Here is a 15,989-nt window from a genome sequence, read left to right as displayed (position 1 = left end):
GTGCGAAAATACGTGTGGATAGTCGTTTTCATTGTGCTGGGAATCTACTTTCTCACCGGTGTGTATCAGGTAGGACCCTCCGAAGTCACCCTCCTCAAGACTTTTGGAAGATTCACCTCGGTCGTTCCTTCAGGAATCCACTACCACCTGCCATATCCGATTCAGTCTCATGTGACCGTCGACGTCACAACTGTGAGAAAGATCGAAATAGGATTCAGAAGCATTCAACGAGGGGAGAGGATCTCTTACCAGTCGGTTCCTCAAGAAGCCATAATGATCACAGGAGACAACAACCTCGTGAGTGTGGAAGCGGTGGTTCAGTACAGGGTGAAAGACCCCGTCGCTTACGCCTTCAACATCACAGAAGCGGATTCCATCGTGAGATTCACAACAGAATCTGTTCTTCGTGAGAAGGTAGCGATGAGAAGCATCGACGACGTTCTCACCTCAGGAAGAGATGAAATAGGATTCAAAACTGCCCAAATGCTCCAGGAGATTCTCGATTCCTACAACTGCGGTATAAAGGTGGAAAACGTTTATCTCCAGGAAGTGGTCCCGCCAGATCCCGTTGTTGACGCCTTCGACGATGTGAACAACGCTCGTCAGGACAAAGAACGTCTCATAAACGAGGCAAGAAAATACGCCAACGACGTTGTTCCAAAAGCCCAGGGACAGGCACAAGAGATACTGAGACAGGCAGAGGCCTACGCTCAGGAAGTTTATCTGAAAGCACTCGGCGAAGCGAAAAGATTCGAAGAGGTGCTGGAAGAATACTCAAAGGCTCCTGATATCACGAGAAAACGAATGCTCCTCGACGCTCTCCAATCTTTGCTTGAAAAATCCGAAAACAAGGTTTTCTTCGTGGGAAACGGTGATTCTCTGAACATTCTCAACATTTCCGACCTTCTGAAGGGGATGGGAAAATGAAAATCTGGATGATTTCTCTTCTGATCATTCTGATCGTGGTGGGTGCGATCCTTCTTTTCTCTTCTTTTTACGTCCTGGATCAGACACAGCAAGCGGTGGTTCTGAGGTTCGGAAAGATCGTTGCAGTAGAAACGGAACCTGGGCTTCACTTCAAACAGCCGTTCGTTGATAATGTGGTGAGATTCGATAAAAGAATCCTCCTCTACGATATAGAACCAGAAAAGATCATAGCCGCCGACAAGAAAACACTCGTGATAGACACGTACGTTCTCTGGAGGATAAAAGATGCGGAAGCGTTCATAAAATCACTGAAGAGCGTGAAGCTCGCTCTTCCAAGAATCGACGATGTGGTTTACTCACACGTGAGGAACATCTTCGCAAAAGCGAACTTCGACGAGATCATCTCCGAGAAGAGAGAAGACCTTTTGAGGGAAGTCACGGCTCTTTCAAGAGAAGATCTGAAGGACTTCGGCATAGAAGTGGTCGATGTGAGGGTGAAGCACGCCGACCTCCCCGCTGAGAACGAAAAGGCCGTGTACGAAAGAATGAAAGCGGAAAGATACAGCATCGCTGCACAGATCAGGGCTGAAGGTGAGAAAGAGGCAAGAAAGATACGTGCGGAAGCCGACAAAACAGCGAAGGTTCTGATCGCGGAAGCTCAAAGCAAAGCAGAGCAAATCAAGGGAACCGGAGAAGCAAGCGCGGTGAAGATCTACGCGGAGGTGTTTTCAAAAGACAAGGACTTCTACGAATTCTGGAGAACGATGGAGGTTTACAGATCCATCGAGAAAGGAATTCTCATAATTGGAGACGAACTCGATGCACTGAAATACCTCAAAACGAAGTAAGGGAGAGTTCCCTCACTTCATTTTCAGAAAGTTACTCACGCTGAAGAGCATTCTGAACATCCATATGTTGAACTTGTTTACCCTGTTCTTTCCGGGGCCGTAACCGAAATCTTTCACCGGTCTGAGAAATCTGTACCTCCCAGCGTTGTGAACGATGGGAATGAGCTCACCATTTTCGAGATAGAACTTCGAATCTTTCACGTAGAATTTTTCTCGGGCCGTTGAAGGAATGAAGTTGTACTTCGAAGGAAGTTCCACATGAGGGTTCTTGTAGATCACGTAGTTTCCAATGACAGTATCTCCACCCCAGACGTTTATGTTTTTCAGACGTCTCTCCATTGTTCTTGCGAGCTCGAGGAAACCTTCCCTTGGTGCTATTATCACACCCACGTTGAAGAGCTTTTTGTTTGAAAGAAAAGACTTTATCTCCTTTCCATTCACAAGGTCTTCTTCCTTCACCACGAGATCAATGGGTGGACTCAACTGCTCCACAACCGCTCGAAAAGCATCTCTGTGTTCCTCGAATAGGTGCGAGATGTCACTCTGGAAGATGATGTCTCCGCCATCACAAAACAGGATCTGATCGTACTCAGGATGATTCTCAAGAAAAATGGCAAGATTGATGAAACGCGTGTTGTTTATGAGTCCAGAACGCTCCACAGCCGGAAAGTTGATAACCTCTTTAGGAAGTCCTGTGAGACCGTAGTTTATGACGAGAACGTCCGTTTTGCTCAGATCCACATTTTCCTTCAGAGATCTGTACCAGTCGTTCACAAGAAAGTCCCTTATTCTGTCGTTACCTGCCGTTGCTATCAGATTCAAAAACATCCCTCCTGAGTCTCTTTCTGAGATTTGCCATTTCGATCGCTACCATCGCTGCTTCAAAACCTTTGTTTCCACTCTTTGCTCCGGCTCTGTTGAGGGCCTGTTCAAGGGTGTCCGTGGTGAGAACGCCGAAAACAATAGGAATATCAGAGGTCATGTTGAACTGCGCCACTGCTTTACCTATCTCGTTCGCCACCACGTTGAAGTGGTACGTCTCTCCCCTTATCACAGCACCGAGAACGATTATAGCATCATGCACACCGAGATCGAGGAGTCTCTTGAGCGTGTATATCGCTTCCATACTTCCCGGAATTCTCACAACCGTTATGTTCTCGTCTGAGACACCGTGTCTTTTCAGCCCGTCGAGCGCTCCCTCGAGGAGTTTCGAAGTGACAAGGTCGTTGAACCTAGGAACGACTACGGCTATCTTCAAACCTTCTCCTCTGTAGTCTCCCTGAACAACCTTCATGAATTCACCTCCCTGAAGATTTCTTCGAGTTCGTGTCCGAGCTTTTTCATTTTTGTCGAAAGATAGAACCTGTTGTGAGGTGTTACTCTTCCGTACAGTCTCTTCGTTTCGACAACTTCGATCCCGTATTTTTCAAGACCAACCGTCTTTCTTTGGTTGTTGGTGAAGAGAAGAACCCTTTCGATGCCAAGGGCTTTCAAGATCTGCACCGCCGGTGCGTAATCTCTTTCGTCTTCAGAAAAACCAAGAACTCTGTTTGCCTCCACCGTGTCCAAACCTTTGTCCTGAAGAGAATAGGCTGCAATTTTGTTCGAAAGGCCGATTCCTCTCCCTTCCTGTCTCAAATAGATCAGGATACCTCCGTGAGCTGACATGTATCTGAGAAAATTCGCCAGCTGTGAACCGCAGTCACACCTCAAAGAAGAGAGAACATCCCCGGTCACGCATTCGGAGTGTATTCTCACAGCAACGGGATCTTCGAGAGGTTCCTTAACGATTGCGAAGTGTTCTTTGCCATCGAGGTGGTTTTCGAAAGAAACAACCTTGAAGACACCGAAATCCGTTGGAAGTGTTGCTTCTGCTTTTTTCTTCATGAGAAGCTTTCTCTTCACAAATTCACGCCAGACATCGTCCATCTCCAGAACGGGGAGGGAAAATTTTTCTGAGAGCTTCAAAACATAATCCAAATTGTGAGAATTTCCCTTCTCATCCAGAATTTCCACGATCACGGCGTGACGGCTGAAGCCCGCGAGCTCAGAAATTTCCAGAGATGCCTCCGTGTGTCCTTTTCGTCTCTGGAAACCGATTCCTCCTATCACCGTGACGTGACCCGGGTATCTGAACTCATGAAAATACCTGCCTTCTGCCAACTTTCTGCACGTTTCTGCCCTCTCCAACGCTGAAATCCCCGTGCCAGTGCCCCAGTCCACCGGCACGAAGTAGTTCGCTCCGTAGTTCGAGGAAAGTTTTACGAACCCTCTCTTCAAAAGATCTTCCTCGTCGGCTGTAACGCAGAAGAGTCCCTTCCCGTATGTGACGAAAAAGTTCACAACGTCTTCGGTGATCAATTGAGCGGGAAAAACGAAATCCGCTTCGTTCTCTCTATTTCTGTCGATCAAAATGACGGGCTTTCCTTCCTCAAAAGCCTCTCTCAGTTCTTCCACGGTCTATCACCCCTTTCAGGTAGCGAGCGATGATATCGATCTCGTAGTTAACGGGATCTCCGGGCACCAGATACTGGAGGTTCGTGTTCTCGAACGTGTGTGGGATCACCTGAACACTGAACGTGTCCAGAGAAGTTTCAACGACGGTGAGGCTGATACCGTTCAACGTGATAGAACCTTTTGGAACGATCGCCCATCTTTCCGACGGCATCGAAAAGAACATGAAATAGCTGTTTCCGCGCCTTTCCATTCCGACAAACCTGACGGTACCGTCTACATGACCCGTCACCAAGTGTCCTTCAACTCTGCTACCGAGAGCCAGAGATTTTTCAAGATTGTAAAAACGAGAAACGAAAAGATTGGTTCTCCTCCTCGTTTCCTCACCCACATCGAACCAGTATTCTTCTTCTGAAAGCCCGGAGACAGTCAGACACACACCGTTCACCGCTATACTCTCTCCCAGTTTCACTTCCCACGTTCTTTTGAAGAAGATCCTCTCTCCCCTGATGTATCCTCTTTCCACCTTCTGAACTATTCCCGTGAACACGTTCTCATCTCCACCAGAAACTCCGAATCGGAAAACTCCACGTTCACCACTTTGAACTTCGGAGGAACCGAAACATCTGACAGATAACCGGAGAAGACATCAAGCCCCTTTCCGAAAATCTTCGTCGAATAAAAACCAAAAACCACATCTGCGTGATCCAAAAATTCGCTGAACACCTTCGATCCACCCTCCACCAAGACAGAATCGATATCCCTTTCATACAGATTTCTCAATATACTCTCCACAGAACAATCGCTCAGGGCCTTCTCCACGTGTGGTGGATATTCCGCCTCTTCACTTTCTGTGAAAACGATCACCCGAGCGTTTTCTTCGAACACTCTGAACACTTTCCCACTCAAAACACCCTTTCTGTCGAGGATCACCCTCACAGGATTTCTGCCTTCTTTCAGTCTGCAGGTTAGCTGGGGATCGTCCTTCAAAACCGTTCCAGCACCGACGAGAACAGCAGAGTAGATGTTTCTCATCTCGTGAACCTTGAATCTGAGTTTGTCTGTGATCCACTTGGAATCTCCTCTGTGATCAGCTATTTTCCCATCTAAGGTGGACGCGTACTTCAGCGCAACGAACGGCCTTTTCTTTGTCACATAAGTGATGAAAAACTCACACAGCTTTTTCACCTCTTCTTCCAAAACACCTTCTATCACTTCAATACCGTGATTTCTGAATTTTTCCACACCGTTTCCCGAAACAGGATTTGGATCCCTTGTTCCAATCACAACGGTTTTTATTCCACTTTCTATGATCAGATCCGTGCATGGAGGTGTCTTTCCATGATGATCACAGGGTTCAAGGGTAACTATGAGAGTTGCACCTCGTAAATCTTCTCCTTTCTTTCTTGCACTTTCTATTGCCATCCTTTCAGCGTGCGGACCTCCAAAATAGGGATGAAAACCCTCCGCGATTATCCTGCCGTCTTTCACAACGACCGCACCAACTGGTGGGTTGGGATTCACCCTTCCAAGTCCTTTCTTTGCAAGCTCTATCGCTCTTTTCATGAAAGTTTCATACATACAACACCCTCCCTGTGTAAAAGAAAAGGGACCCTCTCGGGTCCCATATAATCTCCACATCACGCTCTCTCCCATCCGGACTTTCACCGTCGGCCCCGGAATTCCACCGGGTCAACCCTCCTGAGAGGGCTCGCGGGCTTTCACCGCCGGTCGGGAATTCCACCCTGCCCCGAGAGCGTTTCTTTTGTATTCAGTTTTCTCCATTCTATCAAGGATTTATTTCCAGAAGGTGAACAGATCTTTTAACTTCATCTGCCGATCACTCTGTTTTTTCCACGCTGTTTTGCCAGATAGAGGTTATCGTCTGCTTCTTTGAGAAGATCGTCTATTGTCTCATGATCTTTCATTTCGCAAACACCGATACTCACGGTTACATTCAAGCCGTTTTCAAAGACTTCTTTCTCGATCTTAGTCCTGATTCTCTCAGCGAGGCTCACCGCTTCGTTCAACTTCGTTTCAGGACAGAGGATCAAAAACTCTTCTCCACCCCACCTCGCAATCACTTGACCTCCTCCCAATCCCCTGAAGGGGATGGGATTCTTGGTGGCTCTCAGGCCACCTTCCATGGAGCCAAAGATGCTCCATGGCCACAGAGGTGTGGATGAAACCTCACACCTCTGGCGGGGGCCAAGCCCGCTACTACCTGGCCTGTGCCAGGATACCTTTTCCAGATGTTGATTGCTCCAACTCCGTCCCTGTGATACTCAAAACCACAGGCTTTGCAGTGGTATCTTCTTCCATTCGGCTTGTTCTTTGCACCACAGACAGGGCACGTCTTGCTCGTGTTCGCTTCTGAAATGAGTTCCACTTCGATTCCGAACTGCTCTGCTTTGTACCTTATCATCTCGATGAGTTTTCTGAACTGCCACTGGTGGATCTTCTGGTTCGCGTTGTCGCTGTAGTCTGCTCTTTCTCTGATCCCTGTGACGTCTCCTATCACGATGGTTCTGATTTGTTTTCTGAGGCACAGTCCGATGAAACTGCTTGTGATCTTGTGCATGATGTCGTTGATCTGGTTTCTGAGCCGTCTCAGGGCTCTTTTCTTTGCACTAACAAGCTTGTTGTACCTTCTTGATCCCTTCTTGCACTCTGCTATGGCAGACTGAAAACTTGCAAGGCGTTTGTTTCGATAGCGAAGAACACTGCTGAGGACTCCTCCGTGGTAGCTGATGACTTCTTTTCCATCAAAGCACGTAATGGGACGGAGCACTCCAAGGTCGACCGCCATAACACCAGAGCCAGCATTCTTCTCTTCAATCTCCACCTCTATCGCAAGGTGGAGATAGTATCCATCTTCAAAGACAAGTCTTGTCTGTTTGATGCGAAGGGGAGGTTTGAGAGGTGTTTGTACAACAAATGGTTCTCGTTCTTTGCCCAAAGACAATCTCAGGGTGCCGTCTGGCAGAAGTTTTACAGCGCTTTCTTTCCATATGAACGGCAGATAGCGTTTTTTCTTGTGGGGAGGTTTTGCATCTGGATTCTTTTTGGTTGCTTTGAAGTACCCTTTGAGGGCTTGAAAGTAGAGCTGAACAAATGCCTGCTTTGAGTGGACGTGGATTTTGATGTTTTCTGCCCAGCGGAGGATGTATTTGTCTGCGGCAGGCCAGGACAGCCAGAAGCCTTTCTTTTGGTGTATCTTTCGCACAAGAGACATCGTTTTGTTGTAGATTCTTGCTGCTGTGCGGTTGAGTTCTTCGCATATTTGATTCAAATGTCCTGGTACAGCGAGTTTGTAGGTTCGTATCACACGTCTTGACATTCCTCGATGTACCTCCTGATAGTTTCTTCAGAAACATTACCGGCTGTTCCAACGTAGTAACTTCGAGCCCAAAGGCCCTCTTTGGTTCTAAGCTCTGGAAATTTCTCCAGCAGTTTCCTCGCTGAAACACCCTTGAGTAGGTTTGCTATCTCAGCCGGTGAAAATCTCGGAGGCGCCGATACAAACAAATGAACATGATCAGGCTGAATAGAGAGGGCCAGTATTTCTATTCCGTGTTGTTTTGCTGTGTTGCGGAGTATTCGTTCAAGTTCTTCAGCTATGGAGCCGACCAGGATTTTTCTGCGGTATTTAGGTATCCACACAAAATGATAGTTCAGATTATAATGACTCCACCTTGTCTTCTTGATATGCATACCTATCACCCCATTCAATTATATCATAAGATAATTAACACCACAACAAACCTATCCCCCTGAAGGGGAATAGCTTGCGTGGTTGGGGTTCTGTCACAGTTTCATGGTTATCAAAAGAATGAGGAAAATTACTCAAAAGTCTCTCCAGGAGTGTTTCAACAGATATCACACCGGTCACGTTTCCCTCGTCGTCCGTAAGCACCTTGCTCACGGAAAACAAAAGCTCTTTTGTTTTGAACTCCCTGTAGGGAATCCCACCGGTGGGCCTAGGTCGGGATTCGAGGGCGGCTCTGTACCAGGGTCTTACTCTTGGATCGTATCCTTCTGCGGGTTCGTAATCGTTGATCAGAAGAAGCCCGTTTTCGTATCCCGAGTACAGATAGTATATATCTCTGTCTGCCTCCTGGAAGATTCTGTAGATTTCCAACACTTTCCGTCTTTCCTCATCGGTCAGATAAGGTGCATACCTTACTTCAGGAATGCTGCTCAAAACATCAACGACGACATAGAATTTTCTGAAATATCCGTTTATGAAGGACGTCACGGTATTGTTCACGTTTCTTATGAAATCGCGGGCAGTTTTCATTCCGGAAAAGTAAAGCTGAAAGATACTCAGAACACATATCACAACAAATGCAACGATAAGAGCTATTGTTATCTTCCAGAAAAGTTCTTTTTTTTTTAAGAGAACTCATCTTTTCCCCCACTATCTTCTTTTGGATTTTTCAACACATTATATTATACATAAAGGGGCCTTTCAGGCCCCTTTCAGATCCTTTCATCTCTTCAGATAATGTTTCCGCATCTCTTCGTTTTCCGAGAGTGCGAGGATTTCCTCGATCACCTTTTCTACCTGTTCGTCGTTCTTCGTTCTTGGATCTCTGTAGAGAAGTTCTTTTATGATCCTTATGTCCCCCGTGAGGAACGCCTCCAGAGCCATTTCCATTCTCATGATCCTTGGTCTCAGGTAGTACTTGACCACGCGATCTGGAAGCGGTGGTTCGATCTTCTCGGGATGGATTCCGTTCTTGTCCACAAGGGCTGGGACTTCAACAACCACGTCATCGTCTATTCCGTGAATGATACCTTTATTTGGTATGTTCACCACGAATCTTGCCTTGTTATCGTTCAACAGCGCATCGATGAATGGGATGTGCTGCTCTCCACTCTTTCTTTCTGGATCGAGGATTTTCTCTACTTCGAGCACAAACTGCTTTTCTGAGAGGTCTTTTCCCAGAACACTTCCAAGGTCGGAGAGCCTCGCGGACGGATTTTCTTTGATGAACTTTGCCACCTTCTTTGTGATCTCCGTTACCTTTCCAAGTGTGTCCTGGTACCATTTCCAGCCTATTTCAGAATCTGCTCCTCCCCAGGGTTCACCGTACCATTTCTTCTTGGTCTCAAGATCCCTGTGGTACCTCCACGAAGAGTTTCTCACGGTGTCACCGATGGGCATCACACCGTAGAATCTGTACATATCTATCGCAGCGGGAGAGAGCTGATCGTTGAAGGGGTTCTCTGGTTTCCAATCTTTTGATTTTTCCTCGATCCACCTGTCAAGGAGGGGATACGCGTTCTCCCCGTTGTATCTGAACCTATTCAGCCAGATACCGTGGTTCACTCCTGCGACCTGCCAATCTACTTTTTCTTCTTCCAGCCCCAGTTTCTCTACGATCTCCATCACGCCGTAGTGTCCATGGCAGAATCCCACTGCCTTTATGGGAACCGTTCTTGTCACAAGGGTTGTTCCCTCGAAAACGGGGTTCGCTGCCTGCAAGTACCAGGCTTTTGGGGAGAGCTTCTCTATCTTCCTTGCTATGTCAACGAAGTACTTGAGCTGGTTGTAGTTGGAGAAGGTGTAGTAGTCGGAGACCATGTTAAACTCCTGAGCGTCTATTCCTCTGTAGTAGCCGTATTTCTCACCGATCTGTCTGACCTTCTCCAAGTAGGTATGGCCACCCACCATCGCTGTGTTTATCACAAAATCCGCGTCGATGATGACGTCATCTAAATTCATGGTTTTTTCGAATTTCAGATCCGCTCCCACTTCTTCAACGTATTTTTTCGCGATGGTCAGAATAGCGTCGAGTCTTTCTTCGTCGATATCCATGAGGGTGACCGTGCTGCCAGAGAGTCCCGGCGTTTTGCAAAGATCACTCACAAGCCTCAGAGAAAACACCGCGCTCCCCGCACCGATGATACCGATCTTCACAGATGGCATAAAAACACCTCCCTGTATTTCGTATCCACCAGTTACAACTATATACTTTCCGAACGTTTTTTCCATGAATTCAAACGCTTCTTAAAAAATTAAAAGGCTGGCCGGAAGCCAGCCGGAATCTTCAATGAATTTTTTCAAACTCTCTTGTACAATCTGTACTTACCCACTCTCAGATCCTCGGGCTTGAGAATTCTGAAAGATCTCGCTGGAAGGGGAAGCTTCACAACCCCGCCGTCAACGTGGAATCTTTCTCCGCTGAACACATCGACAAGGGGAGTGGTGTTCATAATTTTCCCGTCGGGAATGGAGAGAACCAGCACCTTCTCTTCTCCTGGGTTCACCACCACGATGGTGTTTTGAAGAGGATGAGGAGCCTTTCTGAGAAACGCGAGAGGTGAGTCGTTCAGCAAGACAAACTCTCCAAAGCGCAAACCTGGATCCGTCCTTCTCAGTCTGATCATCTTCTTGTAGAACTCGAACAGATCAACATCCCATTTCTCTCTGTTCCATTCCATGGTGGCACGACACTCTGGATCTTCTCCACCTGTGAGACCTATCTCTGTTCCATAGTAAACGAGCGGAACACCGGGATAAGTGAACTGAAGAACTACAGCGAGTTTTCTCAGGTCTCTGTCGGGAACCATTGTGGCGAGTCTCGGGGTGTCGTGACTGTCAAGCATGTTCCAGCAACCGAATATGTTCTTCGTCTCCCTGTAAGCTCTTTCCAGGTGAAAACCTATGGAATCCGTCTCGCCGTTCACATAGCTCAGCACGAGGTTTCTGAAGTTGTAGTTCATCAGACCATCAACCATATCCCATCCTGCCGGGTAAGTCCATATCTCACTCACGAGGTACTTTTCCGCTGAGAACTCTTTCACTTTCATGTTGATCCACAGGTTGACGGTAGGTCCAAGATCGTGGCCGCAATCCAGCCTCCAACCGTCTATCTCCAGTTTCAGGTAGTGCTCGACAACTTTCAAAATGTATTCCTTCACTTCTTCGACTTCCACGTTCAGCTCGGGAAGGCTTCCAACGTCGAACCACGATCTGTGCCTATCTTTGTAAAGGAAAAATCTGTTCACGTACTCTGGATCGTTTTTCTTCGCTTTTTTGAACCACGGATGCTGACTCCCAACGTGGTTGAACACACCATCGAGAATGAGTTTCATACTCCTCTCATGGAGAACCCTCAAAAGGTGCAGAAAAGCCCTCTTTCCGCCGAACTGTGGATCCACCCTGAAGTAATCGATCGTGTCGTACTTGTGATTGGTATCGGACAAAAAGATAGGAGTGAGGTACAGAACGTTGATTCCAAGTTCTTCAAAATAATCGACCTTCTCGGCTATTCCCCACAGATCTCCTCCGTAGAAGATCTTCACGTGCTGAGCACCGGGAAGTTTGCGGGGAGGAACTCCCCATTTCTCTATGACTCCTCCCCGCTTCAGGTACAGATCCTTTTTGTCTTCCACCGTTTTTCCCTTTCCGATGAAAAATCTATCTGGAAAGATCTGATACACGACACTGTCGTAAACCCAAGACGGCATCGGGTACATCATCCTTTCACCGATCCTTTCGTGAGTCCACCCACTATGTACTTCTGGAGGGACAGGAAGAGTATCACCATCGGTGTCATACCGAGGAGAGCGGCAGCCGTGAAAAGGCCCCACTCTGTTTCATAAGCACCCGTTGAGAACGTCCAGAGGCCGAGAGCGTAAGTGTAGTTTTTCACGTCCTGAAGAATGATCCTTGCAAGGACGAACTCGTTGAACGTCCCGATGAAGGTGAGTATCACTATGACCGTGAGGATCGGAAGAGCGAGTGGAACGACTATCTTGTAGAAGGTCTGGAATCTGGTTGCACCGTCGATCATAGCGGCCTCTTCGAGAGACGAAGGAATGGTGTCGTAGAATCCCTTTATGAGGTACATGTTGTAAGCTATGTTACCGAGATAAGCGAATATCAAGCCTCCGAGAGAATCCAGTCCCAAGAATGGAAGGAACTGACCGATGAGCTTCAAAAGACCGTATATTGCAACCATGTACATGATGGCTGGGAACATCTGAATGAGAAGAAGAGCCATGATTCCGTACTGCCTTCCCCAGAATCTCATTCTGCTGAACGGATAGGCCGCCAGGGCACAAACAGCCGTGGTGATGAGTGAAACAAGGCCTGCAACGATCACCGAGTTCATGACCCATCTGAGGAAGTAATGCTTTGTCTTCTGCTCCCATATCTGTGCGAGCCTGTAGAGATCTCCATCGATCTTTTTGAGATCGGACTTCAATTCTTTCAAAGGAATGGTGTCCATCAGGGTTCCTGCCTTTCTCGAAGCCACTGCTGTGTTCGTGAGAACTTCTTGAACGAAGTTCATTTTCACAAGGTCGTACAGCATTTCAAGGTGCTCAGAGGAAACGTAAAGTCCTTTGAAGGAAAGATCGAGAAGATTCGAATAACTTCCCTTGAAGTCATCGAGGATATTCTGAGCTTTTTCAACGATTTCCACAGCGTTTTTGTAACCCGTTTCTACCCTTCTGTTCAGATCTCTGTAGTCTTCTATCCAGGAGAGCTTCGCTGCCAGTTTTCTTATCTTTCCGATGAAATCGTCTCCTCCGTACTCCGACACATAGCTACTCACAAAGTCCTTGAGAGTATTGTATATCGAAAGAAGCTTTATCTGCGCGGCGCTGTTGAAAGATTTCATATCTTCAAGAGAATCGATTCTGCTCTGGATCTGATGGTTGAAGATCTTGAGATCCAGATACATCTTCGCCGAAGAAATTTCTTTCTCTTTCTCAGAGAGGGAGGATCTCACATTGTTCAAGCTTTTCTCCAGACCTTTGAGTTTTGCTGTTAGTACCACGATTTCGTTTTCTATATCTTTCAAATCCTTTATCTTCTGAACGAAATCGTCGATTCCGTCGCTCACTTTCTCTACAATTCCTTCAACAATAGGAACCGTCTCTTCAAAAGATTGAACAAAGCTTCCATAGAGGGCTTTTTTGGAAATGTCACCATCTTCGCTTACCACATTGTTTATCTCTTCTAAAGAACTCTTCATGGCAAAGATCTTTTCTGAGAGATCCGAAAGATCTGAAAAAGCAGAGATTTTGTTGTAGAGAGTGTTGAGTTCGGACAGGAGTTTTTCGAGTGAAGATTTCAATTTTGAGTCTTCATAAGGGAAAGCAGTTTCCACTTTACTGTTTCTGACACTGTGCACCATATCTTTGAGTTTGACGAGAACTTCGCTCACGGAATCGATGTCAGGCTTCAAAACCTCGAGTACTTTTTGTTTCTCCAAGATTTCTTTTTCAAGGGTTTCCTTCTGCTTCTCAAGGACGGCTATTTCTCTCTGAAGGGTTTCAATTTCACCTTCGAGTTTTTCAATTTCTTTCATGAACGTTCCTACCTCTTTCTCGTAAACCAGTCCAAGTTCAGAAAGGGCATCGTTCAGAGTGTCCTGATTCTCAACGCTGTAACCCACTACTTTCTCGATCACGTCCTTCAAAGCCTGAAATTCAGCACTTCTAAAGTTTTTACCCTTCAATATTTCATAGAGTGCAACAGCGATCCTCTGTAAATCGGGCAATGGGGTTTTATCCATCTGCTCCTGAGTCAATTTCTTTGCCTCTTCCAGAACATCTTTTGTGTAAGACAACACATCGGAGAACCTCTGGGAAAGCGTCTCTTCTATTTTCGAATTTCTCGCGTTGACATCCTCCAAAAGATTCTTCGTTTCAGCGAGGTAATTTTCAAATCTTCTGATTCGATCTTCGATGAGACGGTCTGCTTTCTCTCTGGAAACGTTGTCGAAAGGTTCCACTCTGGAAACGAGGTTCTGCATCTCCTGTATGAGAACGGGAAGGTTTTTTTCAGGGACCACCAGATCTTTGTAGTGCTGAAGGGTGAGACGAGACGAGAAGAGTTTCGGGGAGAAAGCCGCCTCATCCCTCCTGAAAGAGGTAGAAACAACCCAAACGATGGGGAAGAGAACCACAACAACAAGAAGTGTTAGAAGAACATGCGTGAGCCATCTATTCTTTTTTCTCACCATCATTCACTCACCTCTTCAAACGCACCAGAGAGTTTGAAGTTCACAAAGCTGATTCCTCCAACGAGGAAGAATATGATGATGGATATGGCGCTGGCAAAACCAAAGTCCTGCCCCCTTCCTCCTTCAAACGCGAGTTTGTAAACGTAGGAGATCAGAATGTCTGTGTGACCAACGGGAGTCGTGGTTCCAGCCATTGCGGGACCTCCACCGGTGAGCAGATATATGTTCACAAAGTTGTTGAAGTTGAAAGCAAAACTTCCGACCAACAGAGGAGCCACAGTGGTCATCAGAAGCGGAAACGTGATAGTCCAGAATCTCCTCCATTTTCCAGCACCATCGATCGCAGCGGCTTCGTAGAGCTCCTCTGGAATGCTCTGCAAAGCTCCGAGTGAGACGGCCATCATGTACGGAAATCCCAGCCACGTGTTGACGGTGAGAACTGCGACCTTCGCCCAGAACGGATCGTTGAACCACTTCACCGGATCCAATCCCAAGAACGGAAGAACAAATCGGTTGAGAATTCCATAAGTCTCGTTGAACATCCCGTTTCTCCAGACGAGAACGGAAATGAAAGCTGGCACAGCCCATGGAATAATGAGTAACGTCCTGTACACGTTCTTTCCCTTAAGTGTTTTATCGTTTAAAACGAGAGCGAGGGAAAGACCTATCGCGAACGTGAAAAGAACGCTGAGGGCTGCCCAGGTGAACGTCCAGGTGAAAACCTTGAAAAAAGGACCAGCGATCTTCGGATCGGTGAATATCCTGGAGAAGTTCTTGAAACCAATGTATTCCATGTATCCAATCACGAAAAATTCCCTTCCATTTTCATCGTAATCGTAAAAAGCACCTTCTCTCTCAACGAGATGCCTTCCAGTGAGATTGTTTTTCACCACAAGTTTCGTTGTTATCCTTCCGTTTTCGAGGGATTCTTCGAAAGACAGAGAGTAAATCCTCTTCACTGGATAAAAGTTCCATTCCCCATTTTCACCTATTCTGAACATGTAACTTTGATCCTCGAGCCAAAACTCCGCCCTGTTGAGATACTTCTGAACCACATTTACCTTGAAGAAAGGTTCGTACCTCTTCAGGGAAACCTCTTCAGGTGAGTAAAGCGGTTTGTAAATTTTACCGTCTGAATAGACGGCGTTCACCTCTTTTATGGAAGCGGGCCAGGGGACTATTTCATAAACCTTTCCATTCACTTCGGCGGTTCCATCCTTCACGGGAAAAAGAGTTGACTCTCTCAAAAGGACTTCTTTCCCACTCCTCTTTGCGACAACGGGGCGCTCCGCGATGTAGATGTTCCCATCTTTCTCGAAGAGAACAACAAAATCCTCGGTAGGATTCAGACCATCGAACACGGAGAAGACCATGTATTCAACAGGTTCAGCGCTCTCTGGAACATAAGTGTAATTTGGGTCGAAAAGAATTCTCTCGATGGCCTCTTGTTTCGTCATGAGGTGTCCTGTTCCATAATTGGTGAACGCAACCTTCACAGTGAAATATATAGGATAGAGAACGAGCACAAAAAGTAATATCAAAGCGGGAATGGTGTATCTGTAAGGGTAAGCCTTCGGATTGAAAATGAAGTAATCTATGAGTACGAGAAGCGTGAGAAGAACGATTCCAAGTTCATAATAAGAATTTTGAAGCAGGAAAATTCCTGCCCATACCATTCCTGAGTTGAATACAGCAAGAAACAATATCAGAAAGATTTTGAGAAGCCCTTTCACAGCGATCAGACCTCCCTGAATTTTTAAAAGAGGGGGAAAAG

Annotated in this window: 15 protein-coding genes and 1 riboswitch; of the genes, 2 read left to right on the top strand and 13 right to left on the bottom strand. The window is 46.6% G+C overall.

Translation table 11 applies throughout. The features are described from left to right. Complete coding sequence (gene hflK / locus TRQ2_RS05135; protein ID WP_012310871.1) at window positions 1-927, top strand: FtsH protease activity modulator HflK; 927 nt, start codon at window positions 1-3, stop codon at window positions 925-927. After that, entirely contained in the window at window positions 924-1,775 is an 852-nt protein-coding gene (hflC, locus tag TRQ2_RS05130; RefSeq protein ID WP_004082369.1) for a protease modulator HflC, read from the top strand. The genes hflK and hflC overlap by 4 nt, the downstream gene beginning before the upstream one ends. Window positions 1,776-1,787: 12 nt before the next feature. Here the strand turns inward: hflC and TRQ2_RS05125 are convergent, their stop codons facing one another. From TRQ2_RS05125 to TRQ2_RS05065, 13 genes are all read right to left on the bottom strand, one after another. Then, entirely contained in the window at window positions 1,788-2,603 is an 816-nt protein-coding gene (locus tag TRQ2_RS05125; RefSeq protein WP_010865411.1) for a glycosyltransferase, read from the bottom strand. Beyond that, complete coding sequence (ribH, locus tag TRQ2_RS05120) at window positions 2,572-3,069, bottom strand: 6,7-dimethyl-8-ribityllumazine synthase (RefSeq protein WP_004082371.1); 498 nt, start codon at window positions 3,067-3,069, stop codon at window positions 2,572-2,574. Before ribH ends, TRQ2_RS05125 begins: the two co-directional genes overlap by 32 nt. Continuing rightward, entirely contained in the window at window positions 3,066-4,232 is a 1,167-nt protein-coding gene (locus TRQ2_RS05115; protein WP_012310870.1) for a bifunctional 3,4-dihydroxy-2-butanone-4-phosphate synthase/GTP cyclohydrolase II, read from the bottom strand. The genes ribH and TRQ2_RS05115 overlap by 4 nt, the downstream gene beginning before the upstream one ends. Continuing rightward, window positions 4,207-4,779, bottom strand: a complete 573-nt coding sequence (locus TRQ2_RS05110) for a riboflavin synthase (RefSeq protein WP_012310869.1) — start codon at window positions 4,777-4,779, stop codon at window positions 4,207-4,209. The genes TRQ2_RS05115 and TRQ2_RS05110 overlap by 26 nt, the downstream gene beginning before the upstream one ends. Then, window positions 4,764-5,810, bottom strand: coding sequence for a bifunctional diaminohydroxyphosphoribosylaminopyrimidine deaminase/5-amino-6-(5-phosphoribosylamino)uracil reductase RibD (gene ribD / locus TRQ2_RS05105; protein WP_012310868.1), 1,047 nt, complete (start codon window positions 5,808-5,810; stop codon window positions 4,764-4,766). The genes TRQ2_RS05110 and ribD overlap by 16 nt, the downstream gene beginning before the upstream one ends. Window positions 5,811-5,869: 59 nt before the next feature. Next, window positions 5,870-5,991, bottom strand: a riboswitch (FMN riboswitch). A 67-nt stretch (window positions 5,992-6,058) separates the two neighbouring features. Then, window positions 6,059-6,313 (bottom strand): GGDEF domain-containing protein, encoded by a 255-nt coding sequence (locus TRQ2_RS05100; RefSeq protein WP_004082375.1) that lies wholly within the window; start codon window positions 6,311-6,313, stop codon window positions 6,059-6,061. A gap of 47 nt (window positions 6,314-6,360) precedes the next feature. After that, entirely contained in the window at window positions 6,361-7,569 is a 1,209-nt protein-coding gene (locus TRQ2_RS05095; RefSeq protein WP_012310867.1) for an RNA-guided endonuclease TnpB family protein, read from the bottom strand. Continuing rightward, window positions 7,554-7,943, bottom strand: coding sequence for an IS200/IS605 family transposase (gene tnpA, locus TRQ2_RS05090; RefSeq protein WP_012310866.1), 390 nt, complete (start codon window positions 7,941-7,943; stop codon window positions 7,554-7,556). The genes TRQ2_RS05095 and tnpA overlap by 16 nt, the downstream gene beginning before the upstream one ends. Window positions 7,944-7,977: 34 nt before the next feature. After that, window positions 7,978-8,571 (bottom strand): cache domain-containing protein, encoded by a 594-nt coding sequence (locus TRQ2_RS05085; protein WP_012310865.1) that lies wholly within the window; start codon window positions 8,569-8,571, stop codon window positions 7,978-7,980. Window positions 8,572-8,721: 150 nt separating this feature from the next. Further along, window positions 8,722-10,164 (bottom strand): alpha-glucosidase AglA, encoded by a 1,443-nt coding sequence (gene aglA / locus TRQ2_RS05080; protein WP_012310864.1) that lies wholly within the window; start codon window positions 10,162-10,164, stop codon window positions 8,722-8,724. A gap of 134 nt (window positions 10,165-10,298) precedes the next feature. Further along, complete coding sequence (aglB, locus tag TRQ2_RS05075) at window positions 10,299-11,720, bottom strand: cyclomaltodextrinase (protein WP_011943530.1); 1,422 nt, start codon at window positions 11,718-11,720, stop codon at window positions 10,299-10,301. Beyond that, on the bottom strand, window positions 11,717-14,218 hold the full coding sequence (locus TRQ2_RS05070; protein WP_012310863.1) for an ABC transporter permease subunit: 2,502 nt from the start codon (window positions 14,216-14,218) through the stop codon (window positions 11,717-11,719). The genes aglB and TRQ2_RS05070 overlap by 4 nt, the downstream gene beginning before the upstream one ends. Beyond that, window positions 14,215-15,948, bottom strand: a complete 1,734-nt coding sequence (locus TRQ2_RS05065) for a DUF4896 domain-containing protein (RefSeq protein ID WP_012310862.1) — start codon at window positions 15,946-15,948, stop codon at window positions 14,215-14,217. The genes TRQ2_RS05070 and TRQ2_RS05065 overlap by 4 nt, the downstream gene beginning before the upstream one ends. Between the last annotated feature and the right edge of the window lie 41 nt (window positions 15,949-15,989).

It is taken from the genome of Thermotoga sp. RQ2 (assembly GCF_000019625.1).
Lineage (GTDB): Bacteria > Thermotogota > Thermotogae > Thermotogales > Thermotogaceae > Thermotoga > Thermotoga maritima.
Note: the sequence above shows the minus strand (reverse complement) of the source record. Positions and strands in the feature narration are given on the sequence as shown.